Raw genomic sequence first — 21,016 nt, 5'->3', positions numbered from 1 at the left:
GCCGGATGCTAGGAAAGAGAGATGTTTTGGTTCATTGCTGGCATCTCCACCGTTGATAATGGTTAATCGTGACATGCACTGGCGCATGTGCGACTGGGTATGGTTTTGGTTTTGCTTGTTTGGTTGGTGAGTCTTCCACGACACAATCTATATATACTGAGGAGTGAGAGTTTTCCGCAGGGGCGGCTGAGAAAAAAATCCTAATCTCCCTTGTTATATTGTGACATTAACCTCGCGGTTAGATGACGAAGTTTTACCGATTACGGTTCTGAGTCTGTGATGAAAGCGTGATATTTTCACCATTCTTCACATTACCTCCCATGATTTTAACTACCACGTAGTAAGTAATAAACTATATCGAGGTTGAGGATGCTGTGTTGGTTAGTCGCTCAGACAATGTTTGATATATTGCCTCTGGCACTGGTGTACGCAGCGATCGCCCGATGCGATCTTTTTTCCGAGCGATTTGCAGGCAGTCTGCCTGTGGACAAAGATAGGCGGAACGCCCCATCCCCTCATCTAATTGTACCTGCCCGGAAGGAAAGACGCGGACAATCCGCCAAAACTCCTGTTTTAAGCCAACTTTTCGACAACTAATACACCGACGGTAATTTGGTTTCATCTAGCTATATGCAGATTGAATCAACATTGTATCTGTTGGCATTTACTTATTCATCCTCATCCTCATCCTCATTTTCGTCTTCCTTATCCTCATCCAGATCATCGTCTGTTGCGGCATCTGGATCAAAATATTCCTGTTCGTCCTGGACAACAGTTAGTGAGTCCTGGGGTGTGATCTCGACTGGTTCTGCTTCTAATTCCGACTTTTCCTGGGTGGTTGTTTCTACTTCTGATAATGGGCTGTCTACTTCGTCATCATCTGCTTCGGCGGCAATCTGAGCAGCCTCTTCCTCTGCAGTGGCAATTCTGGCGGCTTCTTCTTCCTCTGCTGCAATTCTAGCAGCTTCTTCGGCCGCAGCGGCCCTAGCGGCAGCGAATTTAGCGTCTTCTGCCTCCCGGTCGTATTTCGCTTTGTCTTTGATGTCGATTTTCCAGCCGGTCAGACGAGCTGCTAGACGCACGTTTTGCCCTTCTTTCCCGATAGCCAAACTTAATTGGTCTTCAGCCACGAGAACATGGGTTTGTCGAGTTTCCGGGTCCATTAACCGCACTTCGTCAATTCGCGCGGGACTGAGGGCATTGGCGATGTAGGTAGCTGGGTCGGGAGACCAACGAATCACATCGATTTTTTCTCCCCGTAACTCATTGACTACTACTTGAATTCGTGAACCCCTAGCTCCAATACAAGCTCCAACGGGATCAACATCTCGATCAAGGGTATCTACGGCTATTTTAGTACGTGGCCCTACATGGCGAGATGGTGGGTTTGCCTCCCTCGCAACGGCAACAATCCGTACTACTTCGTCTTCGATTTCGGGAACTTCGTTAGCAAATAAATATACAACTAAACCCGCATCTGCCCTAGATACTAATAATTGGGGACCCCGTTGTTGTCCGGCAGAAACTTTTTTTAAATAGACTTTAAAGGTAGCATTAGCACGGTAATTGTCGTTGGGCAATTGTTCTCTTTTTGGTAATTCCGCTTCGACTTCTGGTTGGCCAAAACCACTGGTGACGGCTAAAATAACTGACTGCCGTTCAAATCGTAGCACTCGCGCTTGTAAAACTGTTCCTTCGAGGTCTTGAAACTCTTCTTGAACTAGCTGTCGTTGTTGATCCCGCAGTTTTTGGGATAACACTTGTTTGGTTTGCATCGCAGCCATCCGTCCAAACTCTTCTTTTTTGTCGGGAGTGACATCGAGGACAACTTCCTGACCTAATTCTGCCCCCTCTCCCCCCATTTGCTTCACTTGTTCCAGGGAAATTTCATGGTCAGAATCAACAACTTCGGCGACAATGGTTTTAGTGGCGACAACCCGGAATCCTTCTTCTTCGATATCCAATTGGACATCAAAGTTGTCAAAGTAGTCGTCATCGTAGGTGCGACGCTCAATATTTTGGGCGCGACGGTATTTTTCATAACCCTTTAATAGGGCTTCGCGAATGGCTGATTGCACAGCTAATCTGGGCAAATTGCGCTCACGACTAATACTTTCGATTAATTCCTTGAGTCCGGCTAATTCAATCATGGACATACACAATCTTTCTCCCTAACTGGTTTTGTGAAAACTGAACTGACAAGCACGCATCACACGCATCACAAGTTATTGTTTGACAAAGGGTTTGCAGGTAAATTTCCGGATGGAAAATTCTGGTTTTCTCCATTTTGCAGAACATTTGCCTACCCGACGGGTTAAACTGGGTATGAGCAATGCTGTTGCGCACCCATCCTTGTTCCCAATTTGCTGATCACTCCTGGCTGATTTTCAAGTTATGAATCATCCTGCTGGGGGAATTTAGGGAGGCAAAAATACCCTTAAAACTACGAACCACACGATACATTGAGAGCGATACCGGAACTTCTCATCGGCGAACTGTACGTGATGGGATGATGGAGGGGTTGAAATCCGACTCCCGACTCCCTTGATGTTCGAGATATTTGCTCCAAATGCTGGGATTAACTCCTAGGGAACGTAATCAGGTGAAAAAAAACTGGAAATAACCAAATTACCGAGGTTCGTCTAGTAGCACACGGACTATTTGGGAACGAGGAATAGCCACAATACGACCTTTTTGGTTGATGTATACTGCTGTTTCGTCACGACGAACCAACTGTCCCATCCACTCCTGGTGTCCACTATGGGGTGGGGAAGTGGAAACAATCACAGGAAATCCCTTAAAAGAAATAAATTCGCGATCGCTAACTAATTGACGCGAAATGCCGGGACTCGATATTTCCAATACGTAGGCATCGGGAATAATATCGGCGACATCAAGCGCTGCCTCTAAGGCGTGGCTCATCCGCTCACAATCGTCTAAACCAGTGTCTTGCTGTTGATTGCGAACGTCAACTCGCAATACTGGTGGTGATTGATTGGTATGAAAAACAACATGAACAAGTTCCAACCCCAGTTCTGTTGCCACTGGTGTTGCTATTTCAATAATTTGCGGTACAAACGGATGAGTCATGCGAAAATTCCAACAAAAAAAGTGGGCTACGACCCACTTCCTGCGATAAGGATATCTTCCAAGAAGTATTGTTGCAAATCAGTCATGATTTGCCTCAGATACCATCTTAGCGCATTTGTTTCATTTTGAAACAACTGTGGTGATATTACTGCTTTGGTTATGTAGTTGACGGGTTTGTTCGATGATTGTTTGAATGTCTTCTTGGGAAAGTCTTTGGATGTAGTTAATTTTAACTTCTTCGAGAAAATCAAAGATCAGGTTTTGCAGTTCGGATGTTACATGTTGTTGCTGCATTTCCTGACCAAGGCTGCTCGTGAGACGTTCCATTAATTTATTTGCTAGTTGACCAGAAACGGGGTCTTCTACGGAACTTAGGAGGGCTTGGTATAAATTGTTGGCAATTTGGGTGGCTAATTGTTCGTTGAGTTGGTTTTGCAGATTGCTGATTCCAGGTAGATTTTGTAGGTTTTGGTAAATTGGTGCTGCTTGGACGGCTCGATTGATATTGTGGTGTAAAATGGCAATCAATTCTGGTTGGATTTGCGGTAAGACTTTATAGATGACTGTTTGCAGAAAAATTTGCAAAATCGTTTCAATTTCGTTGACTTGGTTAATGTCGATATAATCTGTGTGTTGCTGTTGCTTTACCCATTTGCTCAAATCACCCCGTCGGATCGAACCTTGAATTTGATTAATTACTCGGACTATAACTATTTCGGTGAGTTCTGCGGCAAAGTTGGCTACAACTCCTTGGTGAACTAACTTCCGCACCGGATATAAATTAATTAATTGGGCTTTATCCAGTCGAATGGTGACGGGTATTATCCGTAGCCATCGCATCACTGGTAATAACAAAAACCAATCGTACCAACGCCATAAAAATGCCTCAATCCAGCTATATTGATATTTACGGCGAATAAAGTAACAGCGCGTCAGCATTTCTAGAGCAAAAATGCTCACAAATGGTAGGTCGATCAGCCAAAACCAATCAATAAAATCCCCATGTTCACCAATCTGTCGGAAGTAATTTGTCAATAGTAATGGTTCAATCCGACTTTGATAAAATTGATATTCTCTTGTCCAACCCTTGGCTCGCAAATAATCGACACTCCAAAAGGTCGCAAATGCTTGTTTGGCAGATTTTTCCTTCAGGCGATCGCGCATTCGATTTTTGATTTTTTCTAATGTCCCGGTTTTATTGGCGATCGCAAAGGGGTTTGTATCAATTATATCTTTACTACTATTTCGTAAGGTTTGCAATATATTTTCAACTTCTGGTGAATCAAGTCCTGTGAGGGCAACTTGTTCGGCTAAATTACGCACCTGAATGACATAGTTTTCTGTATCCCGATGGGGTTCAATCCCCTTAATTTTGTCGTATATTCTGGTTAAAGTTGGCACATTTCTCAGGTAAAAATCACGCCAGGGAATATAACTCCAATCAAACAATACTAAACCTAAATTGATAGTGGCAATTACTGCCATAATCCTTTCTAATCGAAGGTGGGGACGTGTTTTTACAGCTAGTTTGAGCATTTAGTTCTAATTACGTTAACTAATAGAAATTACAATTTTATTTTTTTAAAATATATTTCTTCGGCAAGATGACATACCACTATTATTCCCGAACAGAGACATAGCATTGCTACGTTTCTTAAATTAGTTAAATCAAACTCACATCAGAGAATGAATTAAATCAAAAATGGTGAATAATCAAGATTAAAGGAATACAAAACCCGACAGTTCCATTATTGATGGAAAAATTTGAATTAGTCGGAAAACAAATTATCCAGAGGAGTGAAAGCCATGTGGTATGGTTTAACAAAATCAACTTTTAATATCATTGCTACCAGTTTAGTCACAACCAGTATTATTGTTGCGGATACGGCTTTTGCAATCCGTCCCTACACACCCCAACAATTCCGAGCGGTTTTACGGGGACTGGGTTACAACGTTAAAGTCTCCAACGAACCCTTAACTAACCCTGATGTCCAAAAAGCTGTTCGCGAATACCAGCAAGGATATGGTTTCAAACTCGTAGATGGAATCGCAGGACCCCAAACCCAAGAACATGCTGCCAAAATTGTCGAAATATTGCAGTCAAATTTGAACTTAGTTCTCAAACTTGATCCTCCCCTACCTCGCAATCAATATTTTGGGGTGCGTACTGAAGCGGCTATTAAACAATATCAAAAAAAATTACAGCTTGAAGAAACCGGAATTGCTGATTTAGCTCTCCGACAAAAGCTTGACCAAGAAGCACGGGAATTACTAGATAAGGAACCGGAACAACCAACTCCCACATCTACACCGACACCCAAACCAACACCAACTCCCACATCTACACCGACACCCAAACCAACACCGACTCCCACATCTACACCGACACCCAAACCAACACCGACTCCCACATCTACACCGACACCCAAACCAACACCTACTTCCACACCCACGGAAACACCTTAGAAATTTCCACGTCTATCTTTTTTGGTAGGGTTTGCAGCAAAAAGTCTTGTTTGTAAAATATTGATCTAAAAGAGACGCGATATATCGCGTCTCGAAAAAAATTCCTTGTAAGCTCTAGAAGATATTCTCGTCGCAAAAGAGCAAACAAATTGGTGTATAGAAACTCCAACACCTTGCATCTGTAATTTTTTACAGCCGATAATGAAAGTGGAATTGTTGGTTTAAAACGATTCCCTAATCCCTACTCCCTGTTCCCTAGATTCTTATATAAGTATTTATGAACACAATGATTACAAATTGTGATTCAATAATATCTAGACTGATAAAATCTTTGAATTTAGATTCCAGAGGTTAAACAAAATGCACGTGGGATTTATGGTTCCACTGGTAATGGGGATAACAGGTGGATACATCTCCAAGAAGTGGGATAATGAATTTACCTATTTGATTGGTGCGATCGCGGCTATTTGTCTCTTGACTAGCCTGATTATTGCTCCCCTCCCAATTCATATTATTATCTTATTATTTGTCCTAATTATTACTAACAAGCTACTGTGGATTAATTCTTGTCGTTTACACCAACTGGAAACCGAAAAGAGTGAAAAATTAGATGCAGTAACCAACTCGCAAATACCCAGCAATTCCCAAGCTAGTCACCTATTTAAATATCGAGGTGCAGTTTTTTTACCAAACCAGCAAAGCACAAAAGCGGATTTAGCTCCAAGCTCTGATTTTGTAAACACTCATCAGACTCACCCTATCCGTAAATACCGAGGTAGTAACGTAGTAAATAGTAATCATACATAATAACTAACTGTGCCTGATTCCCATCTCGACCGTCAACGAGAACACCAAGCTAACGAGCGGACATTTCTCGCTTGGTTACGTACTTCCATCTCCCTCATAGGTTTTGGATTTGCGATCGCTCGTTTTGGTTTGTTTTTGCGTCAGTTAAATTTCGCTATCACCCAGCAACAACAGACCCCCCATCCCCTATTTAACTCGGAAAATTTGGGTTTAGCTTTGGTGATATTTGGGATTGTGGTGATTGCCGTAGCTGCATGGCACTACAATCAAGTTTACTGGCAAATTGAACGGGGAAACTATCAAGCTAATCGCCTATTAGTTTGGATCATGACCGGGATTGTGATGTGTTTGGGTATTTTAAGTATCCCCCTACTATTTTGGCGTGATGGTCGTAGATCATTCCTCAAACAGCACCGCATTTACCATCCCTTAGTCACCAAGCAGCTACAATCACGGAATTATCCCAGGTAGAGACGTAGCAATCCTACGTCTCTACAGCTATTTGGATTTTAAATCTGCAATTGCACCTTTGGTCATGGCTGCAATCGTCTTATCGTTAGCTTTGGGAAGGTGATAATATTTACCTCCAGCGTTTTTCGCTAGTTCCTTGGCAAACCCAGTACTGACAAATTTATTTTCCGTATCAATTACCAATAATTGTATTCCCATCGCCCGAATTCTGGCTGCAATATCCAATAATTCGGCTTTAATATCCGGTTTATGATCAGGGTCTTGGGGTTCACCCAGGGAACGGGATAGGGGAATATTCCCCCTTCCATCCGTAATTGCCACAATCACCACCTGCCCAATATCACCACTCATCTGCGCGTTTACACCGATGCGCACTGCTTGGGTTAATCCGTGGGCTAGGGGAGAACCACCACCACAAGGTAGTCTTTCTAAGCGATTGCGAGCCAAAGCAATGGAACGGGTGGGAGGTAACAACACCTCCGCTTGTTCGCCCCGGAAAGGAATTAATGCTACCTGGTCACGATTTTGGTAGGCTTCCGTTAATAACTGCATTACCGCTCCCTTCGCTGATTGCATCCGATTCAAAGCCATTGAACCCGATGCATCCACCACAAACACCACTAACGCACCAGCTTTACGAACTAACCGTTTGGAACGTATATCCCCCTGTTCGATAATCACTTTCCGCTCTGGGTGGCGAGCGCGACGTGCTTTTTGATACGGGGCGGCGGCTCGCAGGGTGGCATCCACGGCAATACGACGAACTTTCCCCTTAGGTAGCATGGGTTTAATGTAGCGTCCCCGGTCTTCGGAAAGTATGAGACTGCGACTACCGGATTTACCTTGACGTTGGGCCATTTGGGCAAAATACAACACACTCTCGTCTAAAATTACCCCTTCTGGATCAAAAATAAACTCCTCCGGGATACCTGGTGGTTCCGGTTGTTCCTGGTCTTCCTGTTCCTGCTCTTCCGGTTCATCTTGGTTTTGCTCTTCCGGTTCCTCCGATTCGTCCTGATTTTGGGGTGGTGGGGGAGGAGGTGGGGGTGGTTCCTCTGGGGGAGGAGTTTGCACCACCGTTGACCGGGGGACAATTACCAATTCCACTGCACGACGCAGGTCTTCGGGGGTAACTTGGGTACGTCCTTCGAGTGCTGCTGCGGCTTTTGCGACTCGGACTGCAAATAATTCCGCTCGATGTCCTTCTACCTGTCCGCGAATTGCTTCCTCAACCAGATAGGTGATTTGTTCACGGCTAATTTGTACTTCCTTGAGCCATTCCCTAGCTAAAATAATTTGGGTTTTGAGAGCATCGATATCAGCTTGATATTGCTGGAGAAACTCCTGGGGCGATCGCGTGTAGGAAATCGCTTGTGCAACTGCTTCCACCCGTTGATCGAGTCCGAGGACACCATCTGCGGACAGGACAATAGCAATTCGGTCGAGTAAGTGTGAGCGCAGTGGTCCTTCTTCGGGGTTGAATGTGGCGATAAATAGGGGATTACAGGGATGTTGGAAACTAATACCTTCCCGTTCAATGATATTGCGTCCTTCGGAAATGACCGTCAGTAACTGATTACTAATTTGGTCATCCAACAAATTAATCTCATCAACATACAACACTCCGCGATTCGCAGTTGCTAACAATCCGGGTTGAAAGACGGTTTCTCCTTTCTGTACCGACTGTTCCACATCCACCGAACCCAGTAAGCGGTCTTCTGTGACTCCCAAAGGTATTTGGACAAAGGGTGCGGGAATGACTGCTGTGGGTGGATTGTGTGGATCGGCTATTTCCTCTATCAGTATATCATCCCAGGTTTCAGGGTGATTGGGATCAGCATTACAAAAGGAATCCTTCACCACCTCGATGGGGGGTAGTAAAGCATGAATACCCCTAGCCATCACGGATTTCGCAGTTCCCCGTCGTCCAGCGATCGCTACCCCCCCCAAACCGGGATCGACTGCTGCTAATAATAGGGCCAATTTAATTGCTTCCTGACCAATCACGGCTGTCAAGGGAAATGCTGTAATTGTGGGGCTAAGTGTGGATGCGGACATGGGTACTCAAGGGGAATATATGCGGGTTTTCAGAATACAGGAGAGATAAATCTCGTTCTTGAATCAATTAATCACAGAGCTGATTAACCGGTATTTCTCACAAGTGAAGGGTAAGGGTTGAGTAGCAGTTGAATTTCCTTTCTACTCCCCACTCCCTATTCCCTGCGAGTTTGAGGGAGTTGTGAGAAATCCGGGATTAAGTATTGATTTTTGCTGACCTGTAGAAATGAGATTTTTAAAGCTTTGCGAGTTTTTTATTATTCATTTTCTACAATACCTTGAAAGGTGGCTGTCGGGAATAGAGGGTAGTGGAGTACTACTACTTCCTCCCCTGGGTAAACAATCGGAAGTACAGATGGGAAGAGATTTCCTTGATGGGGAAAAAAATGTAGGTCAATGGATTAATGGTGACGATGATATTCCGAATATCCCGCTTGGCTAAAAAAATAATAATCCTTGCGACAAAACCAGCAGACATAATACCGTAGGGATTGAGTTGACTTTTAAACGGACCTAAAATCAACTTGCGAATCACACAGTCTCGATCCAACCGCTTGAGGGTGACTATATCCCCTAAAGCGCGTTTACTCAACTCATACAAAGGACTAAAAGCTGGAGAAACCTCCGCTTCCGATGTATTTACCCAAATTTCCTTAGTGGCTTTAGCTTGGGGACCGGTAACAGTTGCAATAAACACATCCATTAGCCGGAGAGCCGAAAAAGTATTAATATCATAGGCAGCATCAATGGCAGACGAACTGCGATCGCCATACACATTCACTCCATGATTAATAATTAAAATATCTACCTTCTCTAGGACTGATTGTAATTCATGTTCCCGTCCTTTTTCCCATACCAACACCTTTAATTTCTCACCGGGTGTCAATCTGTCCGGATGACTAGTCAAAGCAATAACTTTGGCATTTTGTCCCAACAATTGGGATATTAAAGCCTGTCCTAAAGCACCTGATGCACCCGTAACCGCAATTGTCTTACCCTTTAACGACAAAGCAGTCCCCAATATCTTATCCACCAAGGGAAACACCCCACTGTAATAAGCATCTACATTATCAAAATGATGCCGCCAATGGTAGGTTCGATTCACCCACCAATTGGAGGGTATTTGCTCTAGAGGTCCGGGTAAATGGTTATAGTCTGTATCAATTTTACCTTGGAAATAGCGCACACTCGCACCATACAGAAAAGTTCCCGCATAGACCACACCTAACCATAAACCACTTTCCCCTATCCCCAAAGCCATCGGTGTCGCAATCAGCAACAATAAAGCCGATTCCACAATATCGTGATACAACTGGGATTCTTGATAAGCCTTGACCGAGATAATCGATAAATCCCGACGATAGACCATATGGTGTTTATTGTGCCATTTTGCTAACCAATCCACCTGATGACACAAAGCATGGTAACTATCACGCAAAATTTCCACGATGAAAATCGAACCTAACCCCCAGACAGCAAACCGGGAAAGGGTATTTAATAAATAAACCCAACTTACCCCATTTTCGATCCAGCTTTGTGCCATTATCTCCATAGTTGTTTAATGTGAAGTTGAAAAATTGATTATTATTTAAGCTCAAATCCAGATTCATCAGGATTGTTGAGCGTTGACGGTTAATTGTCAACAATCAGTGAAAATAATCATCTCAGCTATCGGCAAACTGCCCCATGAGTATCTTCCCACAGGCAGTGTATCTATAAGCTATGGGCAATTTCAAGATGGCAAATATTTTCAGGGGTATTTGATGATGCTTTCTCAGAGATAACGAGTATTTCAGCTTATCTCTAATTCATACCGATTGCAAAAATGCTTGCAACACATCCAGAATATGGGGCAAAATTCATCTGCTGCATTCTTTTTTCGGCTATGTAGATGTAGCCATGCTACGTCTCTACACAAAACAACACAACGATAATTTTGGTTTGAATACAAAAGGGGAATAATTATAATTCATACCCAAAAAGCTATCAGGTTAATCCAAAATCCAAAATCCCAACTCACCTACCGACCTAATAGGAACGTTTCATCGCTCGTTGCATTTCCCGTTTATCTTGACGACGTTTAATATCTTCCCGTTTATCGTGAATTTTTTTACCCCTAGCCAAAGCAATACTTACCTTTACCCAACCGCGTTTTAAATAAAGTTTCAGGGGTACAAGGGTTAATCCTTCCTGTTCAACTTTACCAATCAGTTTACGCAATTCATCGCGACGCAACAGCAATTTCCGCGTGCGTCTGGGTTCGTGGTTAAAAAATTCGCTCGCTTGCTGATGGGGGGAAATATGTACATTTAACAACCAAGCTTCACCATTACGGAGAATGGCATAGCCATCCTTAAGATTAACTTTACCAGCACGGATGGATTTGACTTCCGTACCAACTAGCTGAATTCCCGCTTCGTAGGTTTCCAGAATTTCATATAGGAACCGTGCTTGACGGTTATCACTGATAACTTTATAGCCTTCGCTCTTTTCTTTCATTCCATGTTCATCGATTTAATTTCTAAAGGCATTTGTTAGGGAGTAGGGGAAAATGGATTTTTGATATTGATTACAAACCCCCATTATACCTGGATTTCTTGCAAAACTCCAAAACTTTCAGGGAATGGGGAATAGTCCGTGACGGGAGTAGAAACGAAGGGAGTGGTGAGTCGGGAGTAGAAACTATCAGAAAAATCCAAAATCACTGAATTATCTGGACAAGTATTTGAGAAAAAATACTTTTACAGCTAAACACAGATGAGACAAACCCCAATCCCTACCTAGATGTTTTCAGATAAATATCTTGGGAGCGGTGTTTTCCACTCCCACTAATGATACAGACGACTCGACGGATCGTCTCTACTGATAATCATGGGAATTGCGATTTTGCGGAACCCAGTAGCTTGCGATTAACCCCAAAAATAACCACCAGAGGGTATTTACCTGGGGACGATACCAAATGGTATCCACTAAACCGTGTCCTAACATAGCCACTAAAACTGCGATCGCACCAATTACCCACAAGCCATCGGTATGATCAAGTTGACGAAAACGTCGTAATTGTTTTGCTGCAACGGTAAAGGTGACTGCAAGCAACCACAGAAAAGCCATTAAGCCAATCAATCCCATTTCCACGGTAATTTCCAATAGCACCGAGTAAGCACTCAAAGCACTAAATCGAGGTAACTGGTACAAAGGATAAACCTTATTAAAGGAATTATGTCCTGGACCAATGCCAAAAATCGGGCGATCGCGGATCATCTGGATTGCTGCTGTCCACACATTAATCCGGAAGTTGTTACTACTATCTCCCCTTCCCGCAAAAATACTGATAATACGTAAACGGAATGTTTCCGACCCAACAAATCCCACCATGAATAAACTAACAAAGCCTAAAACCACCATCGGAATCAACCACCTACGCCAAAATGGTGTTAGTTGTTCTTGATACCAATAAACCAGCAAAAAAGTCACTGCAATCAAGCCAAAGCCAAAACCAATGTATGCACCTCGACTATCGGCAAAGCGAAAACATAATAGGTTCGCAACAAACATTGTTACTGCCAACATTTTCGCCGTCGTCCGTTTCCAGGCAAAAATTGCGATCAAACTCAGAATTAATGCTGGTAATATATACCCTGCTAATAAATTGGGATTGCCTAAATAACTATAGACCCTGGTATTTTTAGATAGGGGCGATTCCGGATCTACCCATGTTGCTAGTTGGGCAGCTCCAAAAAATTTCTGTCTAATCCCATACACACTCACAACTAATGCTACATGCATGTACAACAAAATTAACCAGTTGCGAATGCGTGGATTAGTAAGAATACGGGCACACAATACGAATAAAACCAAATATAGCGTAAATACCACCAAATCTGCTAAAGCAGCTGATTTGACTGGAGACATGACTGTGGCAATTAGCCCTGCACCCCAAAAAGCCACAATTGGTAAGTGGATTGGGGTGACAGTTGGGGCATTTGCTTGACTGGTATCATCGGATATGGTAAGCAAAAACCAAAATGCCGCTCCAGCAATAATCAAAAATCCAATCAGTGGATTGGGGACAAAGGGACTTAACCCATAAATTAGGCTGATGATTGCAGCTGCGATTTCATCTCCCCATCGTAGCAACACACTAGATTGTCGCCAAGAGGACAAGGAACCGACTAGCAACCGATGGACGTAGCTAGTGTCGAGGTATTCCTTGAGGGATACCGTTGAAAATGTTAATCTTTCCCAAATTAAATTCATTGATTTCTGTCGTAGTTGGTTTGCACGCTCGTGCCAAACTTCGACTTCATGATAATCTGCCCAGTTCCAAAAAGTTAATGATGCAGTTAGCTTTTTTGACAAATAATTTGGAAAAATTTAATTTGATGATTTACCATGCTTCCTGGGACTCAGTTTGCAAGTATGGGGTTTCGCTGCTAGTTTCTTCGCTACTTTCTGCACTATTTTGTAATGGTAACGACAATAAATACCGGAATCCGGATTCTGCGGAACCTTGAATTGCGATTTGTCCACCATGTAATTCTGCTAATTGACAACTTAGTAATAATCCCAAACTTTCCCTTGATAGGTGTCCAGAATTTTTCCCTTGATTCATGTGTTTCTCCATTTCTGTCCCCAAGGGGAAGGAACTAGGTAGGGAATTGTGGTAATTACTGCTTTTTTGCACTGGATTCAAAGCACTATTACTGCTCATCTCATGATTGTCAAAGTAACTATCAAAAGACTTATCATCGGCTAGTCCAAAACGATGGTATTCCATCGCAGACTGGGGGTTTAAGCGTAGATAGGGTTCAATTTCCGTGATGCCTTCCCCCAACCAGGGATGAGTCACCCAGACGGTAATATTCAGATTATCGTCTTTGTAGGAAACGTGGATACGTACAACGCTACCAGTTGCCGATATTTGAATGACGCTGAAAATTAAATGGTAAAGAATTTGTCTGACCTTATCCTTATCCAAAGGCCAAATTCTTCCCCTACCGGGTTCTAGGGACAAACGAATTTGCTGTTCTCGACGATTTGCAGCTTCTTCGAGGGTATTTATCGCTTGCTGACACAACATTTCAATATCTACGGGAACCAGATTTAACTCAGTTGTGTCCTCCTCCATTGCTCCTAATTCAGAAATTTCGTTCACTAAGGAAAGCAAATATCTGCCGCTATGTTGGATAATTTCCAAATACTCCCGTTGTTTAGTAGTTAATGGTCCGTAGATTTCCCGTCCGAGAACGCTAGCCATTCCCAACACAGAAGTTAAGGGTGTGCGTAATTCATGGGTTAATTGGGAAAGTAATTCCAATTTTAACTGACCAGTAGTAGTAATTTCGTTTTTAAACTTCGGTGCAGCCAATTTGACTTCACTGGCTGTAGTTTCAAAATCAGCTGGTTCCCAACCAGGAGATAGGGACTTTTTAGCCTTATCTCCTGTTTGCAGTAAACGATTACGCTCAAATTCGCTCATACTCCAACGAGCAATAATCTGCAAAAACTCGATATCACGGGTAGTAAAATTACGGGGTGCTAAATCCATCACCGCTAAGGAACCTAGGCAATTTCCCGATGCGTCAAATAACGGAACCCCGATGTAAGCTCTTATTCCGTATTCCTGTACTAATTTACTATTAACGAGATTGGTATCATTAAAATTAAAAGTATCATTAACAACTAAAACTTGCGCATTTTCCACTACTTTTGTACAGAAAGATTCCTGACGCAGTAACTGACGGGTTTGGGCTAACTGGTTCATCAAACCCAACCGAGATAATCCTACCGCCGATTTAAACCAATGGCGATCGCTATCAACAAATCCTAAAACGGAGATAGGTGCTTCTAAAAAATGGGCTGCGGTTTGGGTGGCTTCTTCAAATACAGGAATTGTTTCGGGTTGCCGTAAACCCAGTTCTGTCAGAACTTTTAGCCGCATTGCATCTCGTCCATCCTGGGAACCCCAAGCGCTTCTTATAGTAATCATTTTATCTTCTGGCTCTGTCATTACTATAGTTACCTTCTATACGTGTTCAATATTGGTATTTTTGTATAACCTCTGTCATCTTGGGTTACTTATCTATTTCTAAGCATTCCCCATTTTGCTGTCAGATAAACAAGTTGCAAATATTTTTTTGATGTTTTGGCAATTTTATTGGTGATTTTACTTAATTTATCACATCGTACTTGTTGTTTTTATACATATTATCATCCACTGAAGTTTACGTTTGTGGCTTCGGTTTTCTTTTTCACTATTTAACAATCAGTTTCCGGTCAATCCGCATCTGAATTAGTTCGGAAATGATATCAATCGGGTTTAATAGTGTCAGCATGATGCTGAAAACACTTAAGTGTAAAGTTTATATTGAGGCTGAATTTATAGTTGGATTTACTGAGGATGTTTCTGATTAATTATGCACTAAATGATAGATAGGGTGTATACCAAATGGCTAATTAATTCATATATAAAAATAGATAAAAATACGCTAAATTTCGGCAAATAATTAATTTATATGCAGAGAATTAAATATTTTTAGTCATTATGTAGGTATAGCCTGCTTGCACAGAACTATATACGGCAAAACCCATAAAAGTTGTTTTTTCTAACCCACTATCCCCTGACTTCAAAAGTACAGATTCAAAAATAAAATCGGGTTCCGATCGCAATGAGTATAAATATTCCATTTGTCAACTTAGATATACAACATCAAGCAATTAAAGCAAAATTAGAAACCGCAATTCACAACGTTATCAATCAGGGTGATTTTGTTCTCGGTAAAGCCTTAGCCGAATTTGAAGCAGCCTTTGCATCCGCTTCCCAATCAGCCTATGGAGTGGGAGTTGCATCTGGAACCGACGCGATCGCCTTAGGTTTAAAAGCCTGTGGAATTGGTTCTGGGGATGAGGTAATTTTACCAGCAAATACATTCGTCGCCACTTTGATTGGTGTATTACGAGCGGGTGCAACTCCTGTTTTTGCTGATTGTGATTTCCATACAGCCCTAATTGATTTAGAATCCGCAGCCCACGTAGTTACAAATAAAACTAAGGCCATTATACCCGTCCACCTCTACGGACAAATGGTTTCCCCCCAAAAACTCCGGGAATTTGCCGACAAATACAATCTTCTCATCTTTGAAGATGCAGCCCAAGCCCACCTCGCAGAACGGGAAGGATACCGCGCAGGTTCAGTGGGAATTGCCGCAGCCTTTAGCTTCTATCCGAGTAAAAACCTGGGTGCAATGGGTGACGGGGGAATTTTACTAACCCAGAATCCCGAAATAGCCCAAACCATGATTCGCCTGCGCAACTATGGTGCATCCTACAAATACTATCACACCGAGATGGGCACAAACAGTCGGCTCGACACCATCCAAGCTGCTATTTTACGGGAAAAACTTCCCTACCTACAAACATGGAATCGCGATCGCAACCTAATTGCCAATGAATACGACCGACAACTCGCACCCCTAGCAAAATACGGTATCACTCCCTTTGAAAATCAAAGCGGTACTGGTCATGTCTACCATTTGTATGTAATTCGCATTGACTCCGATTGTCCCCTATCCCGTCAAGCTCTCCAAGATTACCTGAATACCCAAGGTATTCAAACCGGAATTCACTACCCCATACCTTGCCATCTGCAACCAGCTTTCACCTATTTAGGATACAAACAAGGCGACTTCCCCAACTCGGAAAAACTCGCATCCCGGATTCTTTCCCTACCCATGTATCCTGGACTCACGAAAGAACAGGTTAGTCACGTAGTGAAGACTATCACCACCGCAGTCACCACCAATATTGAATCACTGACAGCTAAAAACGAATAGAAAAAAAGGGGTCTTGTACCTTGGATAATTAAAAAAGAAATTTAACTCAGTATTTTCCCATCACTTGACTAGGTTATTACCCAGCAGGGACTTATGGAAATCAATATCTAACGAATTAAGTCTATTAAAAAGAACAACTAAAAAACATCAAAAATATGAGTAATTTATTACGCAAAAATGATTATTTACGTGTTTACTGGTAAATTTCCCATGTAGTTTGGACATAACTAAACCATGTAAATAAATTATTCCTACTCCCCACTCCCGTACAGACGTAACATGTCGCGTCTCTACCCTCTACTCCCTCCAAACCATGACTTCATCACCAGCAAAAAATTACCCTTTCCACTGGACAAATCTTTCCCTGTTAGGAGTATTTGCGCTCCTGTATGCACCTGTGTTAATTCACTGGTGTGACGGTTGGATAAAAAAAAGTATCAGCATCGAACATGAATACTTCAGTCACGGATTGATCGGTTTTCCCTTTGCAGCCTACATTGCGTGGACAAATCGCAAAAAATGGCAACGTCTTCCCAACCAAATTCATCCCCTGGGTGCTGTTCTCCTGGTTATTGGTGGAGTGTTTTATTTAACCGGAGTCAGTGAGTGGGTAAATTTATCTTTACCGGTAATTTTGACGGGATTTTGCCTGTGGGTAAAGGGTATGCCAGGATTTAGATTACATCGATTCCCATTACTACTAGTATTTTTAGCAACACCCAATTCTATTCCCTATTTACTTACACCTTTTACCCTACCCCTACAAAGTTTTATCGCTGGTTGCGCTGGATTTATTTTGGTGCAATTGGGTATGAATGTCAGTGTTGAGGGTATTTATATTTTTGTCGGTGGAAGGGTTGTGGAAGTTGCTCCCTATTGTGCTGGACTAAAAATGTTGTTTACCACCCAGTATGTCGCCTTGATGCTGTTGTACTGGACTGGTGCGATCGCATCCCGAAAAACAATTATTTGGTTCCTCTCCCTTGCTGCGGTGATGAGTGTAACTGCGAATATTATCCGCAACACTTTACTTACGTACTTCCACGGTACAGGGAAGGATGGATTATTTGTCTGGTTACACGATAGTTGGGGAGGTGATATGTATTCAGCCTGTATGCTATTACTGCTGATTCCCGTTTTGAATAAACTCGACAATTACTTTTCCCGTCGGGAGTCAGGAGGAATATAACATTTTACATCTGTACTCCACCACACTAATTTTGATGGGTGAGATGGGTAAAAAAAAGCACGTAACCACCCTAGTCTAGGATAACCCTGGGGGTATAGCGCCTTCAGATCATAGCTTCTGTGAAGCTAGAGCAAACACTCAAAACCCTCATAACTTATGTGCTGGACTACTAAGAGGATGTTTTAAAAGTCGATTGTAATACTTGAATTATCGTTTTTGGAATAGGGAGAGACGCAACATGTCGCGTCTGTACTCTCGAAGGAAAAATCAGCTTTATAACCCCTTGTCCAGAGTCAGGACGTAGTAATAATTAATACTTGAAAACAACCTCTAAGGAATCGGTTGACAGCCGTTCCTAAGCAACTGAAATATATTTAACTCTCACAGGAAAAATTACGAATTACAAATTAAGAATTACGAATTACGAATTACGAATTACGAATTACAAATTATTTACTAAAATGCTTTCTATCACCAAAACCCTTAAACAACCCCTTTTCCCCAAAATAGCCGTACTCCTACTCTTAAGCGCTTTACTGATAATCGGTGCTGTACCAGGTTACATGGGTGGAAAATGGGAGTGGAAACAACCTCCAGCTATAGCCACAATTAGACAGTTACGACAGCTATATAAAACTGGTTTGGAAATACCCGGTTGGCGAACTCTGGAAAAAAATGTAAGTCAAATTGGTCAACAAAGATGGGTGCTACAAAAAATCCAAAGTCAAAGTGATCAGACCCCAGTATTATTACAATTACTTCCCCAGAATGATGAACGCAAACAACCTCAAGTCGAATGGGTGGATATTGATAGTTACATGGGTTGGAAAGTGGCTCAATTTCGTCATGTAGAGTTTACAGTTTCACCAGCATCTGAACAACCATTCACAGTTCAAGCCAGATTTTTTCGCGGTGCAACCAAAACAGAAACCTTTGCGGTATTGCAGTGGTACGCTTGGCAAGGAAATGGTAATCCATCACCCTTAAAATGGTTTATGGCCGACCAAGCAGCCCAATTACGTAAACAAAGAGTTCCTTGGACAGCAGTTAGTATTGTAGTACCAATGGAACAACTGGGGCAAAGCGATCGCGAGTGGGAAAAGGTGAAATCCCTGGGTGAAAAAGTTCAACTAGCTTTGATGGATGGCAAGTTGTAAACTGTACCATTCGAGATTTGAGATTTATGTTGACTGTCAACAGTTAACAGTCAACAGTCAACATTATTTCACCCCCTCAAAACCAATGAAAATGACCACTAGCTTTGGATAACAACCTGTTTATCTTGAGCAAGGAACTTTTCTAACTCGGTTAATTGATCCGCATCTACCTTGGTTTGCATGGGACAGAATTTTGGGCCACACATTGAACAAAATTCCGCCGTTTTGTAAATATCTGCGGGTAGGGTTTCGTCGTGGTATTCTTTGGCACGTTCAGGGTCAAGAGAAAGTTCAAATTGCCGGTTCCAATCGAAGTTGTAACGAGCACGGGACAATTCATCATCCCTATCCCTCGCACCTGGACGATGGCGGGCAATATCTGCCGCATGGGCAGCAATTTTGTAGGCAATTAACCCATTCCGCACATCCTCCGCATTGGGTAAACCCAGGTGTTCTTTAGGTGTTACATAACACAACATAGCGGTTCCGTACCAACCTGCCATCGCTGCACCAATGGCAGAGGTGATGTGGTCATACCCAGGAGCAATATCTGTTACTAAGGGACCTAGGACATAGAAGGGTGCTTCTGAACACTCTTCCATTTGCTTACGCACATTAAACTCAATTTGATCCATTGGTACGTGTCCCGGACCTTCCACCATTACTTGAGTGTCGTGTTCCCAAGCAATGCGAGTTAGTTGACCGAGGGTTTTTAGTTCCGATAATTGAGCTGCGTCGGATGCATCGTGGGTACAACCGGGACGAAGGGAATCCCCCAAACTAAAGGAGACATCGTATTTTTTAAAGATTTCAATAATGTCGCGGAAGTGGGTATATAGAGGATTTTGTTTGTGGTGGTGTAACATCCATTTGGCGATAATCCCACCCCCACGGGACACAATCCCAGTCAGACGAGTTTTGACTAGGGGTAAATACTCAATTAATAAGCCTGCATGGATGGTCATGTAATCCACACCCTGCTGGGCATGTTTTTCAATTACATCCAAAAAATCATCCGGTGTGAGTTTTTCAATGTTGCCGTGGACACTTTCTAAAGCTTGGTAGATGGGTACAGTTCCGATGGGAACACTGGAAGCTTTGATAATTGCAGTCCGGATTTCATCCAAATTACCGCCACCAGTAGATAAATCCATGACGGTATCCGCACCATACTTAATTGCTAATTGAAGCTTCGCAACTTCCTCATCGATACTAGATGAATTTGGTGAAGCGCCGATATTGGCATTGACTTTGCATTTTGTCGCAATCCCAATTCCCATCGGTTCCAAATTGGTATGATTAATATTCGCCGGAATGATTAATCTTCCCCTAGCAACTTCATCACGAATTAGTTCCACAGGGAGGTTTTCTCGCTGCGCGACGTGGTGCATTTCTTCTGTGATTATCCCTTGGCGAGCATGATGAATTTGAGTCACATTCTCAGACCCGCGTCGCTTCGCAACCCATTGTGTGCGCATAGTATTTTTTTTCCTCGATAAACAGCTTCCCTCCGCTGGTATTACCCAGTCTCAGGTGTTAAGGGTTTGTTCTCAGCCCTGGTGGTTTGAGATTTTTCTGTTTGGATGGTTGGATTTTTGAGTAAACTCCCAGTAAAGTGACTGATTGACCATCTAAAATCTCAAATTTAGGACACCCCTAGCATTAATGGAGATAGTACCTTACTTTTGTTTATTCTATTGTGACGATTTTTGGGAAAGTTCACAATATGCTAACTTAGAAAATATGCAAATTTTGATGAATCTTATGTGTCTGGTACATAAGTATACAGAATTTCCAATAATTCAGACTGGAAGCAGGGAGCAGCCGTATGATTTCTTCTGACTCCCTAAGTAAGTGGGTAGAAAAATTTCTCACTCTGTCCGCAACAAATGAAGAGAAGTGGAATCTAGACAGAGCCTTCCCGCAAGATAGCGATCGCAAGATTT

The 21,016-nt window shown here is 42.5% G+C and carries 16 protein-coding genes; 6 read left to right on the top strand and 10 right to left on the bottom strand.

What is annotated here, in order from left to right:
* Nucleotides 1-352: 352 nt before the first annotated feature.
* From CDC37_RS09065 to CDC37_RS09050, 4 genes are all read right to left on the bottom strand, one after another.
* A complete protein-coding gene (locus CDC37_RS09065) occupies nucleotides 353-622 on the bottom strand; it encodes a YlxR family protein (protein WP_096621468.1) in 270 nt (89 codons plus the stop codon).
* A gap of 46 nt (nucleotides 623-668) precedes the next feature.
* Entirely contained in the window at nucleotides 669-2,150 is a 1,482-nt protein-coding gene (gene nusA, locus CDC37_RS09060; protein WP_231943439.1) for a transcription termination factor NusA, read from the bottom strand.
* Nucleotides 2,151-2,628: 478 nt separating this feature from the next.
* Entirely contained in the window at nucleotides 2,629-3,090 is a 462-nt protein-coding gene (gene rimP / locus CDC37_RS09055; protein ID WP_096621466.1) for a ribosome maturation factor RimP, read from the bottom strand.
* A 120-nt stretch (nucleotides 3,091-3,210) separates the two neighbouring features.
* Nucleotides 3,211-4,626, bottom strand: coding sequence for a hypothetical protein (locus tag CDC37_RS09050; RefSeq protein ID WP_096621465.1), 1,416 nt, complete (start codon nucleotides 4,624-4,626; stop codon nucleotides 3,211-3,213).
* Between the two features lie 270 nt (nucleotides 4,627-4,896).
* Here CDC37_RS09050 and CDC37_RS09045 point away from each other — a divergent pair, with 270 nt between their 5' ends.
* The 3 genes from CDC37_RS09045 to CDC37_RS09035 all read left to right on the top strand — a co-directional run bounded on the left by CDC37_RS09045 (nucleotide 4,897) and on the right by CDC37_RS09035 (nucleotide 6,834).
* The gene (locus tag CDC37_RS09045) at nucleotides 4,897-5,556 is read left to right on the top strand and encodes a peptidoglycan-binding domain-containing protein (protein WP_096621464.1); all 660 of its coding nucleotides are present in this window, start codon (nucleotides 4,897-4,899) and stop codon (nucleotides 5,554-5,556) included.
* A 360-nt stretch (nucleotides 5,557-5,916) separates the two neighbouring features.
* Entirely contained in the window at nucleotides 5,917-6,363 is a 447-nt protein-coding gene (locus CDC37_RS09040; RefSeq protein WP_096621463.1) for a hypothetical protein, read from the top strand.
* Nucleotides 6,364-6,372: 9 nt separating this feature from the next.
* The gene (locus CDC37_RS09035) at nucleotides 6,373-6,834 is read left to right on the top strand and encodes a YidH family protein (protein ID WP_096621462.1); all 462 of its coding nucleotides are present in this window, start codon (nucleotides 6,373-6,375) and stop codon (nucleotides 6,832-6,834) included.
* A gap of 27 nt (nucleotides 6,835-6,861) precedes the next feature.
* Here the strand turns inward: CDC37_RS09035 and bchD are convergent, their stop codons facing one another.
* The 5 genes from bchD to CDC37_RS09010 all read right to left on the bottom strand — a co-directional run bounded on the left by bchD (nucleotide 6,862) and on the right by CDC37_RS09010 (nucleotide 14,902).
* A complete protein-coding gene (gene bchD, locus CDC37_RS09030) occupies nucleotides 6,862-8,892 on the bottom strand; it encodes a magnesium chelatase ATPase subunit D (RefSeq protein ID WP_096621461.1) in 2,031 nt (676 codons plus the stop codon).
* 319 nt (nucleotides 8,893-9,211) lie between these two features.
* Entirely contained in the window at nucleotides 9,212-10,435 is a 1,224-nt protein-coding gene (locus CDC37_RS09025; protein WP_442861071.1) for a bifunctional sterol desaturase/short chain dehydrogenase, read from the bottom strand.
* A 485-nt stretch (nucleotides 10,436-10,920) separates the two neighbouring features.
* A complete protein-coding gene (gene smpB, locus CDC37_RS09020; protein WP_096621459.1) occupies nucleotides 10,921-11,391 on the bottom strand; it encodes an SsrA-binding protein SmpB in 471 nt (156 codons plus the stop codon).
* Between the two features lie 360 nt (nucleotides 11,392-11,751).
* Nucleotides 11,752-13,149, bottom strand: coding sequence for an IctB family putative bicarbonate transporter (locus tag CDC37_RS09015; protein ID WP_096621458.1), 1,398 nt, complete (start codon nucleotides 13,147-13,149; stop codon nucleotides 11,752-11,754).
* 130 nt (nucleotides 13,150-13,279) lie between these two features.
* Nucleotides 13,280-14,902 carry a GAF domain-containing sensor histidine kinase gene (locus CDC37_RS09010; protein WP_096621457.1) on the bottom strand — a complete coding sequence of 541 codons (1,623 nt, stop codon included), beginning with the start codon at nucleotides 14,900-14,902 and terminating at the stop codon, nucleotides 13,280-13,282.
* 658 nt (nucleotides 14,903-15,560) lie between these two features.
* Here CDC37_RS09010 and CDC37_RS09005 point away from each other — a divergent pair.
* From CDC37_RS09005 to CDC37_RS08995, 3 genes are all read left to right on the top strand, one after another.
* Complete coding sequence (locus CDC37_RS09005) at nucleotides 15,561-16,724, top strand: DegT/DnrJ/EryC1/StrS family aminotransferase (protein WP_096621456.1); 1,164 nt, start codon at nucleotides 15,561-15,563, stop codon at nucleotides 16,722-16,724.
* Nucleotides 16,725-17,037: 313 nt separating this feature from the next.
* The gene (crtB, locus tag CDC37_RS09000; RefSeq protein WP_096621455.1) at nucleotides 17,038-17,913 is read left to right on the top strand and encodes a cyanoexosortase B; all 876 of its coding nucleotides are present in this window, start codon (nucleotides 17,038-17,040) and stop codon (nucleotides 17,911-17,913) included.
* Nucleotides 17,914-18,374: 461 nt separating this feature from the next.
* Complete coding sequence (locus CDC37_RS08995; protein ID WP_096621454.1) at nucleotides 18,375-19,070, top strand: cyanoexosortase B system-associated protein; 696 nt, start codon at nucleotides 18,375-18,377, stop codon at nucleotides 19,068-19,070.
* Nucleotides 19,071-19,168: 98 nt separating this feature from the next.
* Here the strand turns inward: CDC37_RS08995 and thiC are convergent, their stop codons facing one another.
* Nucleotides 19,169-20,548 (bottom strand): phosphomethylpyrimidine synthase, encoded by a 1,380-nt coding sequence (gene thiC / locus CDC37_RS08990; protein ID WP_096621453.1) that lies wholly within the window; start codon nucleotides 20,546-20,548, stop codon nucleotides 19,169-19,171.
* Between the last annotated feature and the right edge of the window lie 468 nt (nucleotides 20,549-21,016).

It is taken from the genome of Calothrix sp. NIES-3974, assembly GCF_002368395.1.
Taxonomy (GTDB): Bacteria; Cyanobacteriota; Cyanobacteriia; order Cyanobacteriales; family Nostocaceae; genus NIES-3974.
The sequence above is the reverse complement of the archived record's forward strand: the minus strand, read 5'-3'. Positions and strand labels throughout refer to the sequence as shown.